Raw genomic sequence first — 25,348 nt, 5'->3', positions numbered from 1 at the left:
CAATGATCGTCGTGTTGTTCGACCCCCGCCGCCCTTCGCTGGTCCCCATCGAAGCCATCGAGCATCTCGCCGGGGAGGTGCAGTACACCGAGGAGATGCCCGTCGCGGTGCCCTGGTCGTTGTCGGCGGCGCGTCCGGTGCACTCCGGTGCGGACGCGCCGGTGCTGCTGTCGTCCGACCCCGACCACCCGGCCGTGACCGCCCGCCTGGCGGCCGGGGCCCGGCTGATCTCGGCGCCCGAGACGCCGCGCGGCGAACGGCTGGTCGACGCCGTGGCCATGATGGACAAACTGCGCACCGCCGGGCCGTGGGAGAGTGAGCAAACCCACGATTCGCTGCGCAGGTTTTTGTTGGAGGAAACCTACGAGCTGCTGGACGCGGTGGGCAGCGGCAACGCCGACCAACTGCGCGACGAGCTCGGCGACGTGCTGCTGCAAGTCCTCTTCCACGCCCGCATCGCCGAGGAGGCGCCGCAGTCCGCCTTCACCATCGATGACGTCGCCGCAGCCCTGATGCGCAAGCTCGGCAACCGGGTCCCGGGAGTGCTTGCCGGGCAATCGATTTCGCTCGAAGAGCAGTTGGCCCAGTGGGAAGAGCGCAAGGCGTCCGAAAAGCCGCGCAAGTCGGTGATGGACGACGTGCACACGGGGCAGCCCGCGCTGGCGCTCGCCCAGAAGGTGATTCAGCGCGCCGGCAAAGCCGGTGTGCCCGCCGACCTGATCCCCGACGAAATCACCTCGATCCGCGTGTCGGCCGATGTCGATGCCGAAAGCGCTCTGCGCACAGCGGTTCTGGACTTCGTCGACACGGTTCGCGGTGCGGAACGGGCGATCGCCACGGCGCGCCGCGGGGGAGACGTCCCCGACGAGTTCGACGTGGTCCCGCTCGGTGAAGTCTCCGAACAGGAGTGGCGCGAGCACTGGCCGACGGATGACTCGGCCCCCAAGGGGGCCGCCACCGACGCCGTTGCCGACGAGGCCTGAGCGCGCGACGACGCCTCGCAGGCGGACGCGCCACGGTTATTTCCCGCCCGCCGTCACCGGAGAGAGCGATCGCCGCGGTGTTTGCCGGATTTGTCCTCGGCGCGTCGGTAATATCGCGGATGAGGTTGCGAATCCCCGTGGTCGGCGTTGGTCTGACCGCGCTAGCCAAGGCGGCCAGCAGCTAATCGGTAATTAGCTGAACCCGGCACGACGCCGGTGCGCCGAGGCCCGACGCGACCGAGCGGTCCCCGAACGCATGGGACGATGGTGTGGCGGAAGTTGGTGCAGGCGAGTTTAGGGGAGCTCAGGAAAGCATGGTGTCGCCGAGGCGTTGGATGCGCGCGGCCGCCGTGATCGGCGCGACCGCGATCGTTCTGGCCTCCAGTTGCACGTGGCAACTCAGCCTGTTCATCCCCGACGGCGTGCCGCCCCCCGCGGGTGACCCGGTGCCGCCGGTGGACACGCACGCCAGCGGTCGGCCCGCGGAACAGTTGCGCGACTGGGCCCAACCACGGTCGGCGGCCTTGGAGATCCCGCTGATCGCGCTCGAGGCCTACGCGTACGCGGCCCGGGTCGCCGAAGTCGAGAACCCGAAGTGCCACATCGCCTGGACCACGCTGGCGGGCATCGGACAGGTCGAGAGCCACCACGGCACCTACCGCGGCGCCACGCTGGCCCCCAACGGGGATGTCAGCCCGCCGATCCGCGGCGTCCGACTCGACGGCAGCGGCGGGACGCTGCGCATCGTCGACACCGACGAGGACCTCACCGACGGCGACGGCGTGACGCGTGCCATGGGGCCGATGCAGTTCATCCCCGAGACGTGGCGGCTCTATGGTGTCGACGCTCACAACGACGGCCGCGTCAGCCCCGACAACATCGACGACGCCGCGCTCGCCGCGGCGGGCTACCTGTGTTGGCGCGGAAAGGATCTCGCGACGCCGCGGGGCTGGATCACCGCGCTGCGGGCCTACAACAATTCCGGGGTCTACGCGCGGGCGGTCCGGGATTGGGCGACCGCTTACGCGAAAGGTCACCCGCTATAGCAGGATGTATCGCTGACCCAGGCCTTACGCGAACAAGGAGAACCCCAGTGCCGATTATCGAGCAGGTCGGGGCCCGCGAGATCCTCGATTCCCGCGGCAACCCGACAGTCGAGGTCGAGATTGCCCTGATCGACGGGACCTTTGCCCGCGCGGCGGTGCCGTCGGGCGCGTCGACGGGCGAGCACGAGGCCGTCGAGTTGCGCGACGGTGGCGAGCGCTATGCCGGCAAGGGTGTGCAGAAGGCCGTGCAGGCGGTGCTGGACGAGATCGGCCCGGCGGTGATCGGCCTCAACGCCGACGATCAGCGGCTGGTCGACCAGGCGCTGCTGGACCTGGACGGCACGCCCGACAAGTCGAGGCTGGGCGGCAACGCGATCCTGGGTGTGTCGCTGGCCGTGGCCAAGGCGGCCGCCGATTCCGCCGAGTTGCCGCTTTTCCGCTACCTCGGCGGCCCGAACGCGCACATCCTGCCGGTGCCGATGATGAACATCCTCAACGGCGGCGCGCACGCCGACACCGCCGTCGACATCCAGGAGTTCATGGTGGCGCCGATCGGTGCGCCCAGCTTCGCCGAGGCGCTGCGCTGGGGCGCCGAGGTGTATCACTCGCTGAAATCGGTGCTCAAGAAGCAGGGCTTGAGCACGGGCCTGGGCGACGAGGGCGGCTTCGCCCCCGACGTGGCGGGCACCACCGCGGCACTGGACCTGATCAGCCGGGCCATCGACTCGGCCGGCTTCAAACTCGGCGCCGACGTGGCGCTGGCCCTCGACGCGGCGGCCACCGAGTTCTTCACCGACGGGACGGGTTACAAATTCGAGGGCAGCACCCGCACCGCGGAGCAGATGACCGAGTTCTACGCCGGGCTGCTCGGGTCTTATCCGCTGGTGTCCATCGAAGACCCACTGTCGGAAGACGATTGGGATGGCTGGGTAGCCCTGACCGCGGCCATCGGTGACCGGCTGCAGATCGTCGGCGACGACATCTTCGTCACCAATCCCGAACGCCTGGAAGAGGGTATCGACAAGGGTGTGGCAAACGCGTTGCTGGTCAAGGTGAATCAGATCGGCACGCTGACCGAGACGCTCGACGCCGTCGCGCTGGCCCATCACAGCGGCTACCGCACGATGATGAGCCATCGCAGCGGCGAGACCGAGGACACCACGATCGCCGACCTGGCGGTGGCGGTCGGCAGCGGGCAGATCAAGACCGGTGCGCCCGCCCGCAGCGAGCGCGTCGCCAAATACAACCAGCTGCTGCGGATCGAGGAGGCGCTCGGCGATGCCGCCCGCTACGCCGGCGATCTCGCCTTCCCGCGGTATACGCCGCCGGAGGCCAAATAGCTTGCCCGGCAAGCCGGATCCGAAGCGGCGTTCCCCGGCATCGCGCCCGGGGAAGGCCGGCGCTTCGGTTCGGCGCCCTCGGTCGGCCAAGCCGTCGTCGAAGCCGTCCGCGCGGACATCGCCCACGGCGAACCACGGCGGCCGCAACGCCACGCAGCAAGAGCATGTCGTCGAACCCATCGCCCGGCAGGCCGCCGAATCGGTTGAGCAGCGCTCCGAGCAACGGCTCGGGTTCACCGCGCGGCGCGCGGCGGTGCTGGCCGCGGTGATCTGCGTGCTGACGCTGACGATCGCCGGACCGGTGCGCACCTATTTCGCGCAGCGCACCGAGATGAATCAGCTGGCCGCCAGCGAGGCGGCGCTGCGCCGTCAGATCGCGGATTTGGAGCAGCGAAAGACCAAACTCGGTGACCCGGCCTACATTGCGGCGCAGGCCCGCGAGCGGCTCGGCTTCGTGAAGCCCGGCGACATCCCGTTCCAGGTTCAGCTTCCCCCGTCGGCGGCCGAGCCGACCCAGCCGGGGGCCCCGTCGGCGAAACCGGTCAACAACGACCCGTGGTACACGTCGCTGTGGCACACCATCGCCGACGCCCCGCACCTGCCGCCGGCCGCGCCGCCTCCCGCGCCGCCGCCCGCCGAAGCCCCGGCCCCGCCGGCCGAACCGGGTCCGTCCGCGCCGAACCCCCCCGGTCCCGGTGGTTGATCGTGCCGACCTGGACGCGGTGGCCCGCCAGCTCGGGCGGGAACCGCGCGGGGTGCTCGAAATCGCCTACCGGTGTCCCTACGGCGAACCCGGCGTGGTGAAGACCGCGCCGAAATTGCCTGACGGAACGCCGTTTCCGACGCTGTACTACCTGACACATCCGGCGCTGACGGCGGCGGCGAGCAGGCTCGAGACGACGGGATTGATGCGCGAGATGACCGAGCGACTGGGCCGCGACGCCGACCTGGCGGCAGCGTACCGGCGCGCGCACGAGTCCTATCTGGCCGAGCGTGACGCGATCGAATCGTTGGGGACGACCTTCACCGGCGGCGGGATGCCCGACCGGGTCAAGTGCTTGCACGTGCTGATTGCGCATTCGCTGGCCAAGGGGCCGGGCGTGAATCCGTTCGGCGACGAGGCGCTGGCGATCCTGGCCGGCGAGCCCGCGATGGCGGGCATTTTGGTGGAGGGCCAATGGTGAACGGCGGGCTCGCGGGAATCGACTGCGGTACCAACTCGATTCGCTTGTTGATCGCCGATGTTGTAGGGCCGGGGCGGCTGCGTGACGTGCATCGGGAGACGCGGATCGTGCGGCTCGGTCAGGGTGTCGACGCGACCGGCGAGTTCGCGGCCGAGGCCATAGCCCGCACCCGGGCGGCGTTAGCGGACTACGCCGCCCTGCTGAAAACGCATGGGGTGGAGCGGGTGCGGATGGTGGCGACCTCGGCGGCCCGCGATGTCGCCAACCGCGACGACTTCTTCGCGATGACGGCCGACGTGTTGGGCGCGGTGCTGCCCGGTGCGGTGGCCGAGGTGATCAGCGGCGCCGAGGAGGCCGAGCTGTCGTTCCGCGGCGCGGTCGGCGAATTGGACGGTGGGGCCGGACCTTTCGTCGTCGTCGACCTCGGTGGGGGCTCCACCGAAATCGTCGTGGGGGGCGAGGCGGTGGCGGCCAGCTACTCGGCCGACATCGGCTGCGTCCGGCTGACCGAGCGTTGCCTGCATTCGGACCCGCCGACGCCCGCGGAAGTGGCGGCGGCCCGGCAGGTGGTGCGCGAGCGGCTCGAGGTCGCGCTGGGCGTGGTGCCCGTCGAGGGCGCGCGGACGTGGGTCGGATTGGCCGGGACGATGACCACGCTGTCCGCGCTGGCGCACGACTTGCCGGCGTATGACTCTGCGGCCATTCATCTTTCACGCGTCGCCGGTGCGGATCTGTTGGCGGTGTGTGAACGGCTGATCGGGATGACGCGCGCCGAGCGCGCGGCGCTGCCGCCGATGCACGCGGGGCGGGCCGACGTGATCGGCGGTGGTGCGATCGTGGTGGAGGAGTTGGCCCGCGAGTTGCGCGCCCGTGCGGGCATCGAGGAGTTGACGGTGAGCGAGCACGACATTTTGGACGGCATCGTGCTGTCGATCGCCGAATAGGCCGGGTTTAGTCACACCCGCCACATGCGCCCCTCCGGAGGAGGACATGTCGATTGCCCACCTCCGAGCGACAACTTTGGCGGTGTCGTACCCCTGTGCGACCGTCCGGGAATGAACCATGCAGTCAAAGGCATCGAGCTGCGTTACGTGCTCACGATGCAGCTGGCCGTTCACGGGCCGGCAACCATCGCCGAACTGATCGAAGCCTTGAACTGGCACCGCTTCTCGGTGCGCGGCAGGCCGTCGAAGGCGATTTCGGACGCGCTGCGATGGGAGATCGGTCGTGGGCGGGTACGGCGACTAGGGCGAGGAAGGTACGGCCCCGGCTACCTGCCGCGCAGCACCGAGCATCGAATCCATCAGCGCGTGCTGGCGTTGCGCGAGGCCGCGGGTTGTCGCTCGGAGGTGGGCAATTGACATGTCCTCCTCCGGAGGGACGCGTGTGGCGGATGGGACTATGTCGACGACCGCGGGCGTCATACCTCGAAGCGATAGCCCATGCCCGACTCGGTCAGCAAATGCTTGGGGTTCGACGGGTCGTCTTCGAGCTTGCGGCGCAGCTGCGCGAGATACACTCGCAGGTAATGGGTTTCGGTGGCATAGGCCGGGCCCCACACCTCCTTGAGTAGCTCCTCGCGGCCGACCAACTTGCCGCGATTGCGCACGAGTACCTCGAGCATTCCCCACTCGGTGGGGGTGAGATGGACCTCGCCGCCGTTCTTGCTGACCTTCTTGGCGGCCAAATCGACGGTGAACGATTCTGTTTCGATCACCGGCTGCTCGACTTCGGATGCTGCGGTGTTGCGGCGGACCGCCGCGCGCAGCCGGGCCAGGAACTCGTCCATCCCAAAGGGTTTGGTGACGTAATCGTCGGCGCCGGCGTCCAGCGCCTCCACTTTGTCCGACGAGTCGGTGCGCGCGGACAACACGATCACCGGTGCGGTGAGCCATCCGCGCAGACCCGCCAGGACGTCGATCCCGGAGATGTCGGGCAGGCCGAGGTCGAGGATCACCACGTCGGGCTTGTGCTCGGCGGCGGCGCGCAGCGCGCCCGCGCCGCTCGACGCGGTGACCACCTCATAGCCCCGCACGGACAGGTTGATGCGCAGCGCGCGCAGTATCTGCGGCTCGTCGTCGATCACCAATACGCGGGTCATGTGCGCCGCTCCTCCTCATCGCTGCGCTCTGCATCGTCGCCGGCGCGCGTCATGTGCGCCGGTCCTCTATCGATTGCGGCGCAGCCATTTCCACGATCACGGTCAGCCCGCCTCCCGGAGTGTCGGTGGCCGTTATGGTCCCGCCCATCGCCTCGACGAAGCCCCGCGCCACCGACATCCCCAGACCGACGCCGGTGGTGTTGTCGTGATCGCCGAGCCGCTGAAACGCTTCGAAGATCTGCTCCTCGGCCCCGTGGGGTATTCCGGGCCCCTCGTCGATGACGTTGATCAGCACCCGATCGCCCACCCGCCCGGCGTTGACCCGGACCAGGCAGTGGGGCGCGTAGCGCAGCGCGTTGTCGATCAGGTTGGCCAGCACGCGCTCCAGCAGCCCGGCGTCGGCCATCACCATGGCGTCGCCCACGTCCACCTTGACGCGGTCGATGGCGGACCGGAAATAGCCGGTGGCGCCCTTGCCGATGCTGACCAGCGCGCGTTGCACGGTTTCCTCGAGGTACACCCGGCTCAGCTCGGGGTGGATCACCCCGGCGGCCAGCCGCGAGGAATCGAGCAGGTTGCCGACCAGCGCGGTGAGTTGGTCGATGGACTCCTCGATCGTCGCCAGCAACTCCGCGGTGTCGGTGGCGGAGAAGGCGACGTCCTCGGCGCGCAGGCTGGACACCGCGACCTTGGCCGCCGCCAGCGGCGTGCGCAGGTCATGGCTGACCGCGGACAGCAGCGAGCGCCGCAGTTCGTCGGCCCGCACGACCGCCTCGGTTCGGCTGGCCTCCTCGGCGAGTTCCCGCTGCCTGATCAAACCGGCCGCCTGCCTGGCCACCGCGCTGAGCACCCGACGGTCCCGCGCCGAGAGCTTTCGGCCCGCCAGCAGCATCCAGAATTCGTCGTCACCGACCTCGATCGCGGTGTCCGCGGAATCGACGGTGACGCAGGGATCCCTGCCCACGCAGGCGACGACGTCGCTCGTGGTGCCGCCGCCGCGCGCTTCCTCGCCGGCCCCGCGCAACATCGCGACCGCGCGCTGGGCGTACGTCTCACGCACCCGTTCGAGCAGCGTTTCGAGGTCGGCGCCGCGCAGCACCGAACCCGCGAACAGGGTCAGCAGCTCGGCCTCCTGCGACGCGCGGCGGGCTTCCCGGGTGCGTTTGGCCGCGAAATCGACCAGCACCGCCACCGCGACCGCGATCAGCAGCAGCACCAATTCGGTGATGGCGCTGTTGGGTTCGGCGATGGTGAAGCTGTGCCGCGGGGCAATCAAAAAGTAGTTCAGCAGCAGCCCGGACAGCATCGCCGAAAGCGCCGCGGGCGCAACGCCTCCGAACAACCCGACCAGCAGCACCCCCACAAAGAACAAGGCGCTCTCGCCGCCGGTGTCCAGGTAGGGATCCAGCGCCGTGACGGTGATCGCGCAGATGATCGACGGCACGATGAGCGCCGCCAGCCACGACGTCACCCGCCGTTCGCGCGGCGCGAGCGAGGCCGTGCGAAATCCGCGCTTGGCCTCCTCGTGGGTGACCAGATGCACGTCGATCTTGCCGGACAGCTCGACGATCCTCGGGCCGATGCCCTCCTCGAACAGGCGCGCCCAGCGCGACCGCCGCGAGGTGCCGATCACCAGCTGCGTGGCGTTCATCTCGCGCGCGAACTCGAGTAGGGCCGTGGGCACGTCGTCGCCGACGACGGTGTGCAGCGAAGCGTCCAGGCTGCTCGCCAGCTCGCGGATCTTGGCCATCCGGGATTCCGACAGGCCGGCCAGGCCGTCGCCGCGGACGACGTGGACCACCATGAGCTCGGCGGTGGACTTCGACGCGATGCGGGACGCCCGTCGCACCAACGTCTCGGATTCGCGTCCACCGGTGACCGCGACGACAACCCGCTCGCGGGCCTCCCACATGTCGGTGATCTTGTTCTCGGCCCGGTATTTTGCCAGCGCCGTATCGACCTGGTCGGCGAGCCACAGCAGCGCCAGTTCCCTTAGCGCGGTGAGGTTTCCGCGACGGAAGTAGTTCGACAGCGCCGCATCGATGCGATCGGGAGCGTAGACATTGCCATGGGACAACCTGCGCCGCAACGCCTCTGGCGTGATATCGATGAGTTCGACCTGCGCGGCCTGCCGCACGATCAGGTCCGGGACGGTCTCCTTCTGCTCGATCCCGGTGATCTGGGCGACGACGTCGTTGAGGCTTTCCAGGTGCTGCACGTTGACCGTGGAGATCACCGTGATCCCGGCGTCGAGCAACTCCTCGACGTCCTGCCATCGCTTGGGGTTCTTGCTGCCCGGCGCGTTGGTGTGCGCGAGTTCGTCGACGAGGACGACCTGCGGGCGGCGCGCCAGCACGGCCGGCACGTCGAGCTCGGGGAAGCGGCCGCCGCGATACTCGATATAGCGCGGCGGAATGATCTCGATGCCCTCAAGCAGCTCAGCGGTTTTCGCACGCCCGTGGGTTTCCACCACGCCCGCCACCAGATCGGTGCCACGCTCCAGCCGCCGATGCGCCTCACCCAGCATCGAATACGTCTTACCCACACCCGGAGCGGCACCGAGGTAGATGCGTAGCTCCCCCCGCCTGGGTTGGCGGCCGTGGAGGTTGACGTCACTCACGCCAACCATCATCCCCCTTGCCGCTAACTCGTGACGGGATACCGGTGGTCGAGTTGCAGGTTGAGTTGCAGCACATCGACGCACGGCTCACCGAAAAACCCCAGCGCGCGGCCGCTCCGGTTCTGCGCCACCACCGCACGGATCTGATCCGGGCTGACACTGCGGGCGTGGGCGACCCGTGCCACTTGGATGTCGGCGTAGGCCGTCGAGATGTTCGGATCGAGGCCGCTGCCGCTGGCGGTGACCGCGTCGGCCGGCACGGCCGGGCTGGCGGGCGCGGCGCCGCGGACGGGTACGGTCTGTCCGATCGAGTAGTCCTCTGCGGTTTGGGCGCATTCGACGCGCACCCCCTGGTAGAGGCTGAGGAACGGCGCCGGCGTCGAGCCGCACGGCTCGTTGACGCTGATAACCCGGGTCGGGTGGACGACGTTTCCACGCGCGTCGCGCGGGCCGATCACCGACAGCACCGCGCCCACGCCGCCGCCGGTGCAGAACGGCCGCGACCCGTCGACACCTTCCAGCCTGCCCACCGCGGCACTGCGCGCACACACCTGCGTCAGCAGGCTCGGCTTGCCGGGCGCGTCGACGATGCTTTCCGGCCCCAGGTTGCTGCCGCCCGACGAGGTCGGGTCGTAGCCGGCGCCCGCCGCCGAGGGTCGGCTCTGGAAGTATTGCGGCAACGGGTTGCCGCCGGAGTCGGTGAAGGACTGGCCGATCAACCTGCTGCCCACCGGCTTACCGTCCGCGGTGAGGATCGACCCCTCGGCGTGCTCCCGCAATCCCGGAAGCTGCGCGACGGCCCAGACGAATAGGGGATAGGCCAGACCGGTGATCGCGGTCAGCACCAGCAGCGCACGCAGTGCCGCCCAGTGCAGGCGGACGAAATTCGTCATATCAGGACATCCCCGGGATGAATTGGACGATCAGGTCGATCGCCTTGATTCCGGCGAACGGGGCGACGATGCCGCCCAGACCGTAGACATACAGGTTGCGGCTCAACAGTTTTGACGCGCTGCTCGGCGTGTACCGCACACCGCGCAGCGAGAGCGGGATCAGCAACACGATGACGATCGCGTTGAAGACGACCGCGGACAGGATCGCCGATTGCGGGCTGTGCAGCCGCATCACGTTGATCAGGTCCAGGCCGGGGAACAGCGCGACGAACATCGCCGGGATGATCGCGAAGTACTTCGCGATGTCGTTGGCGATCGAAAAAGTCGTCAGCGCCCCGCGGGTGATCAGCAGCTGCTTGCCGATCTCCACGATCTCGATGAGCTTGGTGGGATCGGAGTCGAGGTCGACCATGTTGCCGGCCTCTTTGGCGGCCGACGTGCCGGTGTTCATCGCCACACCCACGTCGGCCTGCGCCAACGCGGGCGCGTCGTTGGTGCCGTCGCCGGTCATCGCCACCAGTTTGCCGCCGGCCTGCTCGCGCTTGATCAACGCGAGCTTGTCCTCCGGGGTGGCCTCGGCCAGGAAGTCGTCGACACCGGCCTCGTCGGCAATCGCCTTGGCCGTCAACGGGTTATCGCCGGTGATCATCACCGTCCGGATGCCCATCCGGCGCATCTCGTCGAACCGATCCCGCATGCCCTGCTTGACGACGTCTTTGAGGTGGATGACACCGAGCACCCTCGCGTGCCCGTCGACGCTTTCCCCGACCACCAGCGGCGTGCCGCCACCGGCGGAGACGCCGTCGACGATCTCGCCGAGCTGCGCGGGGACGTTGCCCCCTTGGCCGCGCACCCATTCCGCGACCGAGCTGGCCGCGCCCTTGCGCAGCAGGTGCGCGTCGAGGTCGACGCCCGACATCCGTGTGGTGGCTGAGAAGGCGACCCAGTGGGCCTGTGACAGCTCGCCCGGTGTGCGGGCACGCAATCCGAAGTGCTCCTTGGCGAACACGACAACCGAACGGCCCTCGGGTGTTTCGTCGGCGAGGCTGGACAATTGCGCGGCGTCGGCCAATTGTTCGGGCGACACTCCGTCGAGAGGGATGAAGGCGGCGGCCTGCCGGTTGCCCAGTGTGATGGTGCCCGTCTTGTCCAGCAGCAGGGTGTTGACGTCGCCGGCGGCCTCCACCGCCCGCCCGGACATGGCGAGCACGTTGCGCTGCACCAGCCGGTCCATGCCGGCGATGCCGATGGCCGACAGCAGCGCGCCGATGGTGGTCGGGATCAGGCACACCAGCAGCGACACCATCACGATCCCGGTCACGCCGCCGGCGTCCAGCGCCTGGCTATCCGGGACGCCGGGGTTGTTCGCCTTGGAGTAGATGGCCAGCGGCTGCAAGGTCACGACGGCGAAGACGAAGATGATCGTCAACGCGGCCAGCAGGATGTTCAGCGCGATCTCGTTCGGGGTCTTCTGCCGGTTGGCGCCCTCGACGAGCGCGATCATCCGGTCGATGAAGCTCTCACCGGGCTTCTGGGTGATCTTGACGACGATCCGGTCGCTGAGCACAGTGGTGCCGCCGGTGACCGCCGATCGGTCGCCGCCGGACTCCCGGATCACCGGCGCCGACTCGCCCGTGATGGCCGATTCGTCCACGGAGGCAATGCCTTCCACCACGTCACCGTCGCCGGGGATCGCCTGGCCGGCCTCGACCACGACGATGTCGCCCTGTCGCAGTTGCGCCGCGGCGACCGCTTCCTCGACCGCGGCGCCCCCCGGTACCCAGTCCTTGAGCCGGCGGGCGACGGTTTGCGTTTTGGCTCGGCGCAGCGTTTCGGCCTGGGCCTTGCCCCGGCCCTCGGCAACCGCTTCGGCGAGATTGGCGAACAGCACGGTCAGCCACAACCAGATCACGGCCAGCCAGGCGAACCAGCTCGGCGCGGCGACCGCCAGGACGGTGCTCCAGGCGGCGCCGATTTCGACGATGAACATCACCGGGTTGCGCCACAGGGTGCGGGGGTTGAGTTTTCGCAGCGCGTCCGGGGTCGAGCGCCACAGCATCCTCGGGTCGAGCAGGCCACCCTGCACCCGTTTTCTGCCGGTGGACGCCGCCGGTCGCGTCTGCTCGGCCGGCTGGATCGCGGTGGCGGTCATCAGTGAATCCCTTCGGCCAGGGGCCCGAGCGCGAGCATGGGCAAGAACGTCAGGGCAACGACGATCAACGTGACGCCCGCGACCATGCCCACGAACTGCGGCCGGTGCGTGGGCAAGGTGCCCGCCGAGGCCGGTGTGCTGCCTTGCCGGGCCAGCGATCCGGCCAGCGCCAGCACGAGCACGATGGGCAGGAACCGGCCGATGGCCATGGCCAGGCCGAGAGCGGTGTTGTACCAGTCGGTGTTGGCGCTCAGGCCGGCGAAGGCGGACCCGTTGTTGTTGGCCGCCGAGGTGAACGCGTAGAGGATCTCGGAGAGTCCGTGCGGTCCGCTGTTGAGCATGCCGGCGCGTTGGCCGGGCAACGCCATCGCGATCGCGGTGCCGGTCAGCACGATCAGCGGAGTGACCAGGAAATAGCTTGCGGCGAGCTTGATCTCGCGCGGGGTGATCTTCTTGCCGAGGTATTCCGGGGTCCGTCCGACCATCAGGCCGGCGACGAACACGGTGATCACCGCCAGCACCAGGATGCCGTACAGGCCGGAGCCGGTGCCGCCGGGCGCGACCTCACCCAGCTGCATGTTGAACATCGTGATCATGCCGCCCAGGCTGGTCAGCGAGTCGTGCGCGGAATCGACCGCGCCGGTGGACGTGAGGGTCGTCGCGGCGGCGAACACCCCCGAGTCGGCGACGCCGAAGCGCTGCTCGACCCCCTCCGTCGCCGCGCCGACGGCCGTCGGCACCGTGCCGTGGTGCTGCGTCTGGAACCACAGCATGAAGGTGGTGCTGATCATGTACAGCGTCGCCATCACGGCCGCAATCGCGAAGCCCTGCTTGGTGTTACCCACCATGCGCCCGAACGTGCGGGGCAGTGAGAACCCGATCACCAGGATGAGGAAGATCTCCAGCCAGTTGGTCCAGCCGGTCGGATTCTCAAACGGGTGCGCGGAATTCGCGTTGTAGAAGCCGCCGCCGTTGGTGCCGAGTTCCTTGATGACCTCCTGGCTGGCCACCGGCCCGCCGGTGATCGTCTGCTGGGCGCCGCCGACGGTGGTGACCACCTGGTCGTGCAGGTGGAAGTTCTGGATCGCCCCACCGGCGATCAGCAGGATCGCGCTGACGATGGCGACGGGCAACAGGATCCGCAGCGTCCCGCGCACCAGGTCGACCCAGAAGTTGCCGAGCTCGCCGGTGCGGGTGCGGGCGAACCCGCGCACCAGCGCCACGGCGACCGCCATCCCGACGGCGGCGGACACGAAGTTCTGCACCGCCAGGCCGGCCATCTGCACGAGATGTCCCTGTGTCGTCTCGCCGGAGTAGGCCTGCCAGTTGGTGTTCGTGACAAAGCTGACCGCGGTGTTCCACGCCAGCGAGGGCGTCAGCCTGGTGGCCGGATCATGCAGGTGCAGCGGCAACTTGCCCTGGACGAGTTGGAAGACGAACAAGAACAGAATGCTGATCGACGAGAACGCCAGCACGCTTCGGGCATAGGCCCCCCAGGTCTGTTCCGAGCGCGCGTCGACGCCGATCAGCCGATAGACCATCCGCTCGACAGAAGAATCCTTCTCCGCGGCGTACACGCGAAACATGTAGTCCCCGAAGGGCACGTGGACAACCGCCACCGCCGCGACGAGGACAACGAGGAAAACGATCCCGGCCGTTGTCGTGCTCACTCAGAACCTCTCGGGGAACAGCAGGGCGCTACCCACGTAGAGCGCAACGAGGACGGAAAGCACCAAACCGACCGCGTTTTGGTAGTTCATAGCCGCTCGACCAGCTTCTGAGCCACGCCGAGTGCGGCGAACACCGCCACGGTCAGCACGACGTACACCGCCACGCCCATCTCGTCTCCGTTCCGCGCCAATCACGCGCATACGCAAGGGACTCCGAGTAGCCCCACCGTCGCGCGACAGCCGCGGGCCAACGTCCGATTGAAACTAACCGGGTGGCGTGCGGTGAGGGTGTGTGGTTGACGGTTTCCTAACGGGGCTACCGTGCACCTTTACGGTTTATTAACGCCCCGTGGCGGCCCGTCGATCAGGGGGAGCCGTACCCGGAAAACCGTCTCGTCCTCCGTGGATTCGACGGTGACCGAACCATGATGGGCCTTGACGATCGAACTGACGATCGGCAGGCCCAGTCCGTGGCCCGAGCCGTCGGATCTCGATTTGTCTGCGCGGACGAACCTTTCGAACAGCCTGGGCAGTAGCTCTTCGTCGATGCCGGGCCCGTCGTCGGTGACGGTCAATTCCACGAACGGCGGTTCGGGACCGTCACGGTGGCAGGTGATTCCGGTCGTCACCGTCACCCCGGGCGGTGTGTGCACCCGGGCGTTGCCCAGCAGGTTGCTGACCAACTGGTGCAGCCGGGCGTGGTCGCCCCGCACCCAGACCGGATGGTCGGGCAGGTCTTTGACCCAGTGGTGGGTCAGCGCAGCCACCGTCGCGTCATTGACCGCGTTGTTGGCCACCGCGGCCAGGTCGACGTCCTCGGACTGCAGATCTTGCCCTTCGCCCAGCCGGGAAAGCAGCAGCAACTCGTCGACGAGCAACGCCATCCGCCGGGCCTCGGACTCGATGCGGGCCAGCGCGTATTCGGTGGTCGGCGGCAGCTCCGAACTGTCCTGGCGAGTGAGTTCGGCGTAGCCCTGAATCGCCGCCAAAGGTGTGCGCAGTTCGTGGCTGGCGTCGCTGATGAATTGCCGCATCCGCAAATCGGATTCGACCCGATGCGCCAGCGCGCCATCGACGTTGTCCAGCAAGCGGTTCAGCGTGTGGCCGACGATCCCGACCTCGTTTTGCGGGTCGGTGTCCTGCGGTTGTACCCGGATGCTGATGCGGTGGTCGTCGTCGGCGAGCGGCATGGCGGCGACGTTGGCCGCGATCGCGCCGAGCCGGCGCAGCGGACGAAGCGTGTACCCGACGACCCACCCGGTCAGAGCCGCGGTAAGGGCCAGCGCCCCGGCGGTCAGCGCGATCGTGGTGATCTGCTTGCGCGCGATGATCCGGTCGGCGAGGTTCTGCGACATCCCGACCACGAGCACGTCGGAGCCGTCCACGGTGCTGTCGAGGCGATAAGACCCGAGCCTGCCCAGTATTTCGGTCCGGGGTGGGCCGCCGGACCACGTCTGCCCTTCCAGCGCGCTGATGACGTCGGCCGGCGCGGGTTTCGGTTCGCCCTCGGAGAAGACCGCCGACCCGATCACCACGCCGTTGCGCAGCACGGCGATCAGGTTGCCCGGCGTCTGTCCGGTGAATTCCAGCATCGCCTGTCCGATCGGCGGCGTGCCCGGATGCGTCGAAGTGTGTTCGCCGTTGCGGTATTTCGTGTACTGGTGGCTGAACGCGTCGAGGGACTCGGCGATGTCGGCGTCGCTCATGGCGTTGACATAGCCGCGCAGGCTGAGCACGGAAACGATGCCGACGGTCACCAGCACCACGCTGACCACGGCCAGCACGCCCAACAGGAGCTGGCGGCGCAGCGACGAGGGAAACCACCGGGGAAAGATCCCGGATGTCGCGGCCTTGTCTTCGGTCATTCCGCCGGCCGCAGCATGTACCCCACGCCGCGGACCGTGTGAATCATCGGCTCCCGGCCGGAGTCGATCTTTTTCCTCAAGTACGAGATGTAGAGATCCACGATGCTGGTGCGCCCCGCGAAGTCGTAGTTCCACACCCGGTCCAGGATCTCGGTGCGGCTCAGCGCGCGCCGCGGGTTGCGCATGAGGAAGCGCAGCAACTCGAACTCGGTGGAGGAAAGCGACACCGCGGTGTCACCGCGGGTGACTTCCCGGCTGGCGGTGTCGACCCGCAGGTCGCCGACGATGAGGGTTTCGGCCGTCGGCGTGGGCGGCTGGCCGGAGCGGCGGAGCAACCCGCGCAGCCTAGCGACCAATTCCTCCAGGCTGAACGGTTTGGTCATGTAGTCGTCGGCGCCCGCGGTCAGGCCGGTCACCCGGTCCATGACCGAGTCGCGCGCGGTCAGGAAAAGCGTCGGGGTGTAGACGTCGGATTGGCGCACCCGCTCGAGGATCCGCAACCCGTCGACGTCGGGAAGCATGATGTCGAGGACGAGCACGTCGGGGTTGACCCTCTCGAACTTGGCCATGGCCTCACGCCCGTTGTGGGCGATGTCGACCACCCAGCCCTCGTAGTGCAGGGCCATCTTCACCAGATTGGTCAGCGCCGGCTCGTCGTCGACCAGCAAAACCCTGATCGGTGAGCCATCGGCACGGTTGATCCGCGGCAGCTGCCCCAGGATGGCTTGGCGGGGCCGCTGCGAGCCTGAGTATCCGGCCGTTGCGGTCATATTCCTTCAATTCTGGCCGGTCACACACCGGATTGTCACGGAGTTCATAGAATTCTCAAATGTATGCGCGTCTCCCGACGCTTTCGAAAGGCGCTGTGCCTTGAGGCGTTACGGGCATTCGTCTTCCAAAACGACGGCGCCCGAGCGGGTTTCGTCGAGTGGACTGGAGATGCAAAACGGGGCCGCACACCGGTCGGTGCGCGGCCCCGTTTTCAAGAGACGAGGCGTCAGGCCCAGCTGGACCCGACGGCGCTGTCGGTGCTGGCCATGTTGTTGCCCGCGGACTGAACCTTCTGTCCGTGGGAGTTGGCCTGCTCGTAGATCACCTGGAAGTTGCGACCCAACTGGGTGATGAACTCCTGGCACGCGACCGAACCGGCACCGCCCCAAAAGTCGCCGGCAGCAAGCACATCGCGAATGATGGCCTGGTGCTCGGCCTCCAAGGACGCGGCCTGGGCGCGGATCAGGGCACCGTGGGCGTCTACGTCGCCGAACTGGTAGTTAATGCTCATTACATGGCTCCTTAAAAGTGTTGGGCAGCAGCAGTTCTGGGCTAGCTGCTGAGGATCTGCTGCGAGGCCTGCTCTTGCTGCTCGTAGTTGTTCGCGTCGCGGATCAGCCCGTCACGCACCCCGTGGAGCATGTTGACGATGTTGCGGAAGGCCTGGTTGACCTGGCCCATGGTGTCATACGACGTCGCCTGCGCCTGGCCGCTCCAGCCCGCGCCCGCGATGTTCATCGACGACGCCCACATCTTGCGAGCCTCGTCCTCGACGGTCTGGGCGTGGACCTCGAAACGGCCCGCCATCGCCCGCATCTCGTGCGGGTCGGTCATAAAACGTGTTGCCATGTCGGCTGTCTCCTATCTTGATAGCTTCAGTCGGCCGAAGTCTTAACAATGGAAATTGATGCGGCGGTGGCCGCGGTTCAACTAGATTACGGCCTGCCGGTTAATTGTTCGCCTTAAACGGGCGACATGTACCCCCTTGATTCCCGTATCAGCGTCCCTCCTCAGACGACAACCTGCTTGGGCATGACGATCGGCTTGAAGCCGTACCGGGGTCCGGTGCCGTAGGCGCCGGCGCCCTTGGCCGCCGCCGCCATGCCCGGCATGCCGGGCATCGCGGTGACGCCCTCCGCTTCGGCCGCGGCCGTCCAGCCCGAGCCCTCGAGCGGAGCGGTGGCCGACGCCAACGACGACGCCGGGGCGGCCGCGTTCCAGCCGGCCGGCACCGAGAGACGGCCCACGGTGGAGGCCTCGCCCAGCGCCGCCGATGCGCCCGCGCCCGACACCGAGCCCACCGTCGTGCCGGGCGTGATGGCGGCCGCGCCCGCCGCCGGCGCGACGGAGTCGGCCAGCGAGAACGGAATCGACGGCACCGATCCCAGCGTGTGCCCCAGCGACACCGCGTTCGGGATCGTGGCACACACCCACCACGCCGCGGTGTTGACGGCGCCGTTGGTGGCGTTCAGGAACGACGGGGTGCCCATCAAGTTGTCGATGGACTGCAGCAGGCCGCCACTGCTCGTTGGCGACGTGATGAGCGACGACAGGTCCAGGCCGGCCGCCTGCGACGTACTGTTCGCCGCGTCGAAGGCGACCGCGCCGTTGCCCACGGCCGCGGCTCGCGCCGGGTCGGTGGTCGACGTCAGCGGCGTCACCGGGGTGAGGACCCCGGCCGCCGCCGAGGAGGCCTGATAGGCGGCCATCATGGTGGCGTCTTGCACCCACATCTCGGCGTATTGCGCTTCGGTCGCGGCGATCGCGGCCGAATTGACGCCGAGGAAGTTCGTCGCGACGAGTGTGGCCAGCAACGTGCGATTGGCCGCGATCACCGGCGGGGGCACCGTCGCGGCGAACGCCGCCTCGTAGGCAGCCGCCGACGCGGTGGCCTGCGCGCTCGCCTGCTCGAGGGTGGTCGCCGTCTCCGTCAGGTAGGACACGATGGGCTGGGCGGCGGCCGCCGCCGCGGCCGACCCACCGCCGGTCCACTGTTCGGTGGTCAAAAGCGAGATGATCGACTCCCACTGCGTGGCGGTGGCGCTCACCTCGGCGGCCAGGTTGGCGTACGCCGTCGCGGCGGCCATGAGCGGAGCCGAGCCCGCACCCGCGTACATGAGCGAGGAGGTGATCTCCGGGGGCATCGCTGAAAAGTCAAGAACCATCTGGGTTTCCCGCTCCTTGTCTGTTCGGATTCGATGTCTGACGAGTGGCCGTGATCGCCTAGACGGCCGCCGGTTTCGGCATGACGATCGGCTTGACGCCGTAGCGCGGCGCGCCGAAGCCGGCGCTGTTGCGCCCCATCGCACCCACCCCGGGCATGCCGGGCACCACCGTGCCGGCACCGGTCTGCGGCGCGGCGGCGGTCCAGCCGACGGTCTGCAGCGGCGCGGCGCTCGAGCCGGCCACCGGGGTGGAACCGGCCCAGCTCGGCGGCACCGAGAGCTTGTTGACCATGGTCGCCTGGCCCATCGCGGCGGCGGGCATCGCGCCCACGCCCGCCACGCCGCTCACCCCGGCGCCGGCCGGCGTGGTCGAGGTGGCCAGGTCCGCCGCGGCGGCCGCACCGGCGGCGTCACCGGACGTGTCCAGCAGGCCGCCACCGGCGAGGCCGAGGAGGTTCGACGTGGCCGACGCCCAGTTTCCGAAGCCGATGTTTCCGATGTTGGCGCCGTTGCTCGACAGGCCGAACATGCCGCCGAGGCCGCCGCTGGACTGGCCGTTGAAGCCGAGGAGCCAGGCAAGGATGTCGATCGGGTTGGAACCCGTGGCAGCGCCGGTGCCGGAATCCGCGGCGTCCAAAGCCTGAACGGCGGCCTGGCTGGCGTTGACGGCCTCGGTGTCGCCGTAGCTGTTGGAGCTGATGCCCAGGGTCTGCGAGTACTTCTCCAGCTGCGCCTGCGCCTCGGCGGCGATCGCCTGGTACTGGGTGCCGTACGCCGAGAAGATCGCCGCCTGCTGGGCCGACACCGGGTCGGCGGCGGCGGGCGCGATGACGGTCGTCGCCGACGCGGCGCCCGCGTTTTGCGCCGCCAGGTTGCTGTTGATTCCGGACAGCAACGTCTCCGCGGCTAGCATTTCCTCGGTCTGTGTTGTCAGAAACGACATCTGTTGCTCCTATGCTGAACGAGCCGACCCCCGGTGTGGGTCGCTGTGTGTTCACGTAACGGCCGCTGTGCGTTGGCGTAACGCTAGCGAGCCACAACTCCACATTCCCCACCCAATGAGCTGGGGTTACAGTCGTTTACGGCTTCTTAACGACAAGGGCGGCAGTTTTAACAAGACCCTGTCGGACGACATCGGGACGTCATCTGATCGCGGGCGCGGACAGGGAGAAATCGCGCGCGGCGCGCGGATCCTAATCGATGGACACGGCCCCCGCATGTTGGACGGCTGGCAAATACCGGCCGGGATGCGATGCCCCGCGTTCGGGCTTCACGCGCTAGATTCGCCGCCGGGCCCCCATAGCCCAATTGGCAGAGGCAGCGGACTTAAAATCCGTCAAGTGTCGGTTCGAGTCCGACTGGGGGCACCGCGAAACGCGTCCAAACACGCACGCGCGCCGTATGGACGCCACGCCCGCATCCACCGCCTCGCGGCGCCGGTGCGGGTTTGCGGCTAGTGTCCAGGGATGGATGGACAGCCGTCGGTATTGCTCAGACCAACTATTCGTACGGCTTTCGATCCGGGCTCCCGGCAAGACGTTGACGCACTGCGCAGTGAGCTGGCCAGCGAAGGGCGCAACGTAACCCTGCGAATGCCTGATTCCGGCAAGTTCGCCGTTCAGACGCCGGAATCGGTCAGCGTCTACATCCTCGCCGGCGTGACAACCCAATTCCTGTCCCTGTTGCTGGCCGATATCTCCGACAGCATCAAACGGTGGCTGGTCAGGCGTTTCAACAAGGACGACAAGGCCAGCGCGCAGGCCGTGACGATCTACGTGCACGGCAAGGCCGTCAAAAGCATTCTCGGCAGAAGCGCCGACGACATCGAGGACGTGTCCACGTACCTCGAGGGCTGGGACGCAACGGCGACCCGCCCCTGAACACCCCACTCGCGGTAAGTTGCTCGAGACCGTTGTGCGAGCCGCCACCGCGAAGGAGCCAGCGCGAAGGTGTCCGAGGATCCGCGGGCTGACGGCGTCTCCCGCCAATACGATCGGTGGGAATATCCGCCCCCGGTAACCGATCTCGAGGCGTGGACCAAGAACCATTGGGATTGGTTCGATCCCTTCTATGCGCATCGCGTGTTGTGGCCGAACCGCGCATACAAGCCGGATCTCGACATCCTCATCGCGGGTTGCGGCACGTTCCAGGCGGCCGTTTTCGCCTTCATGAACCGCGCCGCCAGGGTCGTCGCGATCGACGTCAGCCGGTCCGCGTTGGATCACCAGCGGTACCTGAAGGACAAGCATCAGCTGACCAACCTGGAACTGCATTTGCTGGCCATCGAAGAGGTCTCGGCCCTGTCCCGCGACTTCGACCTCATCGTCTCCACCGGCGTCTTGCACCACCTGGCGGATCCGTTGGCCGGGCTCAGCGCGCTCGGTGGATGCCTGCGCAGCGACGGCGCCCTGGGCGTCATGCTCTACGCCAAGTACGGCCGGTTCGGCGTGGAGCTGCTCGAATCGGCGTTTCGCGACCTCGGCCTGTCGCAGGACGACGCGTCGGTTCAGCTGGTCAAGGAGGCGGTTGCGGCGCTGCCGCCCGACCATCCCGTCCGTCCCTACCTGCACGGCGCGCGTGACCTGATGTCCGACGGCGCGCTGGTCGACACCTTCTTGCACGCCCGCCAACGCAGCTACACCGTCGAGGAATGCCTGGAGCTGGTCGCCGCCGCCGGGCTGACGTTCCAGGGCTGGCTGCGCAATTCGCCGTACTACCCCCACGACGGGCTCTTTGCGCAGACGGGTCCGTTTCAGTGGCTGTTGAACCGGTTGCCCGACGCCACGCTGTGGTCGGTGATGGAACGCCTGCAGCCGGCCAATGCCACCCACTTCTTCCTCGCTTGCCGCCCCGAACGTCCGACACGGGACTATGCGATCGACTTCTCGACGGCGTCGTCTCTCGATTACGTCCCCCTGCCGCGGACGGCATGCCTGCTGTCCGGCGACGAGATTCACCTTCCCGGCGCGAAGCTGACACTCACCGCGGCCCAGTTGCCCTTTGTCCGGCGCGTCGACGGGCGGCGCACCATACGGGAAATCGTCGATGCGGTGGCCCAGGGCAGCCGGGAGGACGGCACGCGGGTGCGCGAGTTCGGGCACCAGCTGTTCCAGTCGCTGTGGCGCCTCGATTTCCTGGCGATGGCGCTGCACACGTCGTCGGATTAGCACCCGGTCGACGTGGTTCAGCGTCGGACCAACATTTTGGGCCTGCCCACGCCGGAGCAAACCGTCACTCATACACTGACCCAGCATGGGCATGCTGTTCGGTCTCGCGCCGTGGATCGTGTATTGGGTCCTTGTCGGAAACGTTCCCTTCGCCGCTGCGGTACTGGTCGCGCTGGCGGTCGCCGCCGCCGGCCTGGGCCTGGGCGGCGCGACGGGCAGGCGGTGGCAGTTCTTTGACTTCGCTTCTGTCGCAGCGCTTCTGATCCTCGCCGTGCTGACTTTCACGCTCAGTCAGTCGTTCCTCGAGCGGTGGCTACTGACGCTCAGCAACGCCGGGATCCTGGTGGTGACGCTGGTGGGGATGCTGGTCGGCAAGCCGTTCGTGGCCGAGTTCGCCGCCGCGGAGCACGCGCCCGACGTCGCCAAAACCGAGCTGTTCGGCCGCGTCGTCCAGGTCCTCGGCTGGGTCTGGGTCGCGACGTTCGCCGCCATGACGGTCTCCTCGGCCGTCCCGTCGATCGTGCAACGGCCCGCGGCGAACGCCTCCGCCCTGATCCTGGACACCAAGACCCCGCTGTCCTTCCTCTGCTACTGGATCATCCCCTTCGGGCTGCTGGGCCTGGCCGCGGTGGCCTCGCGGCTGCTGCCCGACCGGATGCTGGCCGGGATCGACGATGTGGCGCGGGAAACCTCCTTCGTCGCCTACGACGAGGCCACCATCGACGAGCTGTACTTCCTCGCCCAGGAACACGCCAACCGAGAGGTGGGCCCGGGCAAGGAGGCCTACGCCGTCAAGGTCGGCGGGATGGGAACCCCGTTGACCGGAGACGAGTCCCGCAAGTCGTGGCCGTCGACGTACAAGGTGCGCGACAAGCGGCACTGAACCCGACAAGGAGTCGTGATGAACGCGCCCAGCCCGACGGAGGGCATCGTGTGGATTCACCACCTGCCCGGATACGGCCGACCATGACCGACTATCCGCAAATGGCCGCCGCCCGGGGCAGGATCGAGCCCGCGCCCCGGCGGGTCCGTGGCTTTCTCGGCGACGCGCTGGTCTTCGACACCACCGCCGCGCGCTACGTGTGGGAGGTCCCCTACTACCCGCAGTACTACATTCCGCTGGCCGACGTCCGCACCGAGTTCCTGCGCGACGAGAACCACGCGCAGACAGTGCAATTCGGCCCGTCGCGGCTGTACTCCCTGGTGGCCGAAGGCCAGACGCATGCGTCCGCCGCGCGGGTATTCGACGCCGACAGCGACAGCCCGCTGGCGGGCACCGTGCGGTTCGAATGGAATCCGTTGCGCTGGTTCGAAGAGGACGAGCCGGTCTACGGTCACCCGCGCAACCCCTATTCGCGTGTCGACGCCCTGCGCTCGCACCGCCATGTCCGGGTGGAGCTCGACGGAATCACCTTGGCGGCCACCAAATCTCCCGTGTTGCTGTTCGAAACAGGCTTGCCCACAAGGTATTACATCGATCCTACCGACGTCGTCTTCGAGCACCTGCAACCCAGCACCACACAGACATTGTGCCCGTACAAGGGAACGACGTCGGGATATTGGTCGGTGCGAGTGGGTGACATCGTGCACGAGGACCTGGCGTGGACCTACCACTATCCGCTGCCCGCGGTCGGTCAGATCGCCGGCCTGATCGCCTTCTACAACGAAAAGGTCGACATCGTCGTCGACGGGGCCCCATTGGCGCGGCCGCAGACGCAGTTCAGCTAGCGGCGGCGGCCGAATCGCGGCGGTGTGATATTCGCCTCGCTGACGGCAAATCCTGAGAATTCCTTACTAAAGCCTCGGTCGAGCGGAAACGCGAATCGTTAGCGGTGTAAGCAAAATCCGCCGGAAGAGGGTTTGCGTGCGTTTCGCTACGGGTAAGCGATTGCGATACAGCGTGATTGGAAGTCTGAGCAGAACCTGAGTGCGCGGAGTGACGTAGCTAACGTCGGGCATTTCGAACTGCTTTAAGGCGATTTTTGGTCAGTAGACTACCGAAAACCAGTCTCGTCAGCGCCTTTCGGTGCTGAAAGCCGGTGGATCCGGAGGCCAAATCGTCGCGTGTGTGCGGCGGCGCCACTTGGCCACCAGGGCCGACGAACACAGCAAAGGCGGTACCAGCGTGAGTGATGCATACGACCCAACGGCGGCCGGGTTCTCGGTCGACGACACCGCGGTGGTTCGAGTCCCGGTGCACCACGGCCCGATCAGCGACATGGACCTCAGCGGCGACGGTCGCCGGCTGCTCGTCACGAATTATGCCCGCGACGCGGTAACGGTCATCGACGCCCACACCCTTCGGGTCTCGAGCACCCTCGCCGGCCTCAGCGAACCGTCCGCCGTCGCCATGAGCAGCGCGGACGCGAACTACGCCTACGTCAGCACCGCCACCGCCGCCTACGACGCCATCGAAGTCATCGACGTCGTCACGAACTGGCGGATCGCCACGCACCCGGTCGCGCACAGCGTGAGCGACCTGACGGTGAGTGCCGACGGAAAGCACCTGTACGCGAGCCGAAACGCCGTTCGCGGCGCCGACGTGACGGTCCTGGACACCACCACGGGCGAACTCGAGGTGATCGAACTGGCCACCGCACCCGGCACGACCACCGCATGCGTGCGGGCCAGCGCCGACGGCCGGCGCCTCTACGTCGGGGTCAACGGGCCGAACGGCGGCAGCCTCGCCGTCGTCGAAACCCGCACCCGATCCGATGGCGGCCGGGTGGGCGGCCGCTCGCGCGTGGTCGGCACGATCGAGCTCGGTCTGCCCGTCCGCGATGTGGCGCTGAGCAGCGACGGCGCCACGGCATACGTCGCCAGTTGCGGCCCGGTCGTGGGCTCGGTGCTCGACGTCATCGACACCCGCGCGAACAAACTCGTCAAGACGCAGAAGATCAACGAGATCACCGGGCCGCTGGCGCGGATGACGCTCAGCCGCGACGGCGAGCGGGCCTACCTGGTCAGCGACGACCGCGTCACGGTGCTGGGCACCCGCGCGCTCGACGTCCTCGGCGAGGTCACGGTGACCAAGAACCCGTCCTGCGTGCTGGAAAGCCCCGACGGCAGCCACCTGTACGTCGCCGACTACTCCGGAGTGCTCACCGCGGCGCGCATCGACTCGGGCCAGGCGCCACACAGCGGCGACGCGGATCACCCGGACGCGACCGCGGGCTGGCTGTTCGATGTGCCCCAGTGGGAGCCGGCGCTGGCCTAGCCGGCTGCACTGCGGGTCGGCGCTGCGCCCGGAGTGTGAATCCTCGCCCTCGAGTGTGAATCCTGGGCCGGGGATCGTCGGCGTGTCGCCGCCCAGCGTTCACGCTCAAATCCCGGGACGCACACTCAACGGCAGTGGGCGCGGGTCGTCGGCAGAGCACGCATACTCAACCGA

General features: G+C 67.9%; 24 protein-coding genes and 1 tRNA gene. 13 read left to right on the top strand and 12 right to left on the bottom strand.

The window, feature by feature from the left end; genetic code table 11:
• The first annotated feature begins 2 nt into the window (after window positions 1–2).
• The 7 genes from QGN30_RS22480 to QGN30_RS22450 all read left to right on the top strand — a co-directional run bounded on the left by QGN30_RS22480 (window position 3) and on the right by QGN30_RS22450 (window position 5,914).
• Window positions 3–983 carry a nucleoside triphosphate pyrophosphohydrolase gene (locus QGN30_RS22480; RefSeq protein WP_038535213.1) on the top strand — a complete coding sequence of 327 codons (981 nt, stop codon included), beginning with the start codon at window positions 3–5 and terminating at the stop codon, window positions 981–983.
• Between the two features lie 317 nt (window positions 984–1,300).
• The gene (locus QGN30_RS22475) at window positions 1,301–2,029 is read left to right on the top strand and encodes a lytic transglycosylase domain-containing protein (protein WP_008254220.1); all 729 of its coding nucleotides are present in this window, start codon (window positions 1,301–1,303) and stop codon (window positions 2,027–2,029) included.
• A gap of 47 nt (window positions 2,030–2,076) precedes the next feature.
• Window positions 2,077–3,369 carry a phosphopyruvate hydratase gene (gene eno, locus QGN30_RS22470; protein ID WP_014379340.1) on the top strand — a complete coding sequence of 431 codons (1,293 nt, stop codon included), beginning with the start codon at window positions 2,077–2,079 and terminating at the stop codon, window positions 3,367–3,369.
• A 1-nt stretch (window position 3,370) separates the two neighbouring features.
• Window positions 3,371–4,072, top strand: a complete 702-nt coding sequence (locus QGN30_RS22465) for an FtsB family cell division protein (protein WP_014379341.1) — start codon at window positions 3,371–3,373, stop codon at window positions 4,070–4,072.
• Entirely contained in the window at window positions 4,065–4,553 is a 489-nt protein-coding gene (locus QGN30_RS22460; RefSeq protein ID WP_038535217.1) for a DUF501 domain-containing protein, read from the top strand. The genes QGN30_RS22465 and QGN30_RS22460 overlap by 8 nt, the downstream gene beginning before the upstream one ends.
• Window positions 4,547–5,497: a Ppx/GppA phosphatase family protein gene (locus QGN30_RS22455; protein WP_041787031.1), complete on the top strand. Its 951-nt coding sequence runs from the start codon at window positions 4,547–4,549 to the stop codon at window positions 5,495–5,497. The genes QGN30_RS22460 and QGN30_RS22455 overlap by 7 nt, the downstream gene beginning before the upstream one ends.
• A gap of 111 nt (window positions 5,498–5,608) precedes the next feature.
• Window positions 5,609–5,914 carry a hypothetical protein gene (locus QGN30_RS22450; protein ID WP_014379343.1) on the top strand — a complete coding sequence of 102 codons (306 nt, stop codon included), beginning with the start codon at window positions 5,609–5,611 and terminating at the stop codon, window positions 5,912–5,914.
• Between the two features lie 59 nt (window positions 5,915–5,973).
• On the opposite strand, the gene QGN30_RS22445 is transcribed toward QGN30_RS22450, so the two are convergent.
• From QGN30_RS22445 to QGN30_RS22390, 12 genes are all read right to left on the bottom strand, one after another.
• A complete protein-coding gene (locus QGN30_RS22445; RefSeq protein ID WP_009954135.1) occupies window positions 5,974–6,654 on the bottom strand; it encodes a response regulator in 681 nt (226 codons plus the stop codon).
• 49 nt (window positions 6,655–6,703) lie between these two features.
• Window positions 6,704–9,286: a sensor histidine kinase gene (locus tag QGN30_RS22440; RefSeq protein ID WP_029384562.1), complete on the bottom strand. Its 2,583-nt coding sequence runs from the start codon at window positions 9,284–9,286 to the stop codon at window positions 6,704–6,706.
• Window positions 9,287–9,297: 11 nt separating this feature from the next.
• Entirely contained in the window at window positions 9,298–10,167 is an 870-nt protein-coding gene (locus QGN30_RS22435; protein ID WP_014379344.1) for a potassium-transporting ATPase subunit C, read from the bottom strand.
• A 1-nt stretch (window position 10,168) separates the two neighbouring features.
• Window positions 10,169–12,319 (bottom strand): potassium-transporting ATPase subunit KdpB, encoded by a 2,151-nt coding sequence (gene kdpB / locus QGN30_RS22430; RefSeq protein ID WP_014379345.1) that lies wholly within the window; start codon window positions 12,317–12,319, stop codon window positions 10,169–10,171.
• Window positions 12,319–13,989, bottom strand: coding sequence for a potassium-transporting ATPase subunit KdpA (gene kdpA / locus QGN30_RS22425; protein ID WP_014379346.1), 1,671 nt, complete (start codon window positions 13,987–13,989; stop codon window positions 12,319–12,321). Before kdpA ends, kdpB begins: the two co-directional genes overlap by 1 nt.
• An 86-nt stretch (window positions 13,990–14,075) precedes the next feature.
• A complete protein-coding gene (locus tag QGN30_RS22420) occupies window positions 14,076–14,159 on the bottom strand; it encodes a hypothetical protein (RefSeq protein WP_008254247.1) in 84 nt (27 codons plus the stop codon).
• Between the two features lie 159 nt (window positions 14,160–14,318).
• Window positions 14,319–15,854: a sensor histidine kinase gene (locus tag QGN30_RS22415; protein ID WP_014379347.1), complete on the bottom strand. Its 1,536-nt coding sequence runs from the start codon at window positions 15,852–15,854 to the stop codon at window positions 14,319–14,321.
• Window positions 15,851–16,624: a response regulator transcription factor gene (locus tag QGN30_RS22410; RefSeq protein ID WP_009954125.1), complete on the bottom strand. Its 774-nt coding sequence runs from the start codon at window positions 16,622–16,624 to the stop codon at window positions 15,851–15,853. The genes QGN30_RS22415 and QGN30_RS22410 overlap by 4 nt, the downstream gene beginning before the upstream one ends.
• 227 nt (window positions 16,625–16,851) lie before the next feature.
• The gene (locus QGN30_RS22405) at window positions 16,852–17,136 is read right to left on the bottom strand and encodes a WXG100 family type VII secretion target (RefSeq protein ID WP_008254256.1); all 285 of its coding nucleotides are present in this window, start codon (window positions 17,134–17,136) and stop codon (window positions 16,852–16,854) included.
• Between the two features lie 41 nt (window positions 17,137–17,177).
• Window positions 17,178–17,474: a WXG100 family type VII secretion target gene (locus QGN30_RS22400; RefSeq protein ID WP_003874404.1), complete on the bottom strand. Its 297-nt coding sequence runs from the start codon at window positions 17,472–17,474 to the stop codon at window positions 17,178–17,180.
• A gap of 161 nt (window positions 17,475–17,635) precedes the next feature.
• On the bottom strand, window positions 17,636–18,790 hold the full coding sequence (locus QGN30_RS22395) for a PPE family protein (RefSeq protein WP_248923521.1): 1,155 nt from the start codon (window positions 18,788–18,790) through the stop codon (window positions 17,636–17,638).
• Between the two features lie 58 nt (window positions 18,791–18,848).
• A complete protein-coding gene (locus QGN30_RS22390) occupies window positions 18,849–19,733 on the bottom strand; it encodes a PPE family protein, SVP subgroup (RefSeq protein WP_008254258.1) in 885 nt (294 codons plus the stop codon).
• 350 nt (window positions 19,734–20,083) lie between these two features.
• Between QGN30_RS22390 and QGN30_RS22385 the strand changes: the two genes are divergently transcribed.
• The 6 genes from QGN30_RS22385 to QGN30_RS22360 all read left to right on the top strand — a co-directional run bounded on the left by QGN30_RS22385 (window position 20,084) and on the right by QGN30_RS22360 (window position 25,174).
• Window positions 20,084–20,157: transfer RNA gene (locus tag QGN30_RS22385), tRNA-Leu, on the top strand.
• 225 nt (window positions 20,158–20,382) lie between these two features.
• Window positions 20,383–20,670: a hypothetical protein gene (locus tag QGN30_RS22380; protein WP_014381936.1), complete on the top strand. Its 288-nt coding sequence runs from the start codon at window positions 20,383–20,385 to the stop codon at window positions 20,668–20,670.
• A gap of 69 nt (window positions 20,671–20,739) precedes the next feature.
• Window positions 20,740–21,957: a class I SAM-dependent methyltransferase gene (locus QGN30_RS22375; protein ID WP_136246019.1), complete on the top strand. Its 1,218-nt coding sequence runs from the start codon at window positions 20,740–20,742 to the stop codon at window positions 21,955–21,957.
• Between the two features lie 85 nt (window positions 21,958–22,042).
• Window positions 22,043–22,840, top strand: a complete 798-nt coding sequence (locus tag QGN30_RS22370; RefSeq protein ID WP_136246020.1) for a hypothetical protein — start codon at window positions 22,043–22,045, stop codon at window positions 22,838–22,840.
• An 83-nt stretch (window positions 22,841–22,923) separates the two neighbouring features.
• The gene (locus QGN30_RS22365; RefSeq protein ID WP_014379365.1) at window positions 22,924–23,685 is read left to right on the top strand and encodes a DUF427 domain-containing protein; all 762 of its coding nucleotides are present in this window, start codon (window positions 22,924–22,926) and stop codon (window positions 23,683–23,685) included.
• A 397-nt stretch (window positions 23,686–24,082) separates the two neighbouring features.
• Window positions 24,083–25,174, top strand: a complete 1,092-nt coding sequence (locus QGN30_RS22360; RefSeq protein ID WP_248923522.1) for a YncE family protein — start codon at window positions 24,083–24,085, stop codon at window positions 25,172–25,174.
• The last annotated feature ends 174 nt before the right edge of the window (window positions 25,175–25,348 follow it).

This window comes from Mycobacterium sp. 3-98 (assembly GCF_035918355.1).
In the GTDB taxonomy this organism is placed as follows: Bacteria; Actinomycetota; Actinomycetes; order Mycobacteriales; family Mycobacteriaceae; genus Mycobacterium; species Mycobacterium intracellulare.
This window is presented reverse-complemented; position numbering and strand designations above follow the sequence as displayed.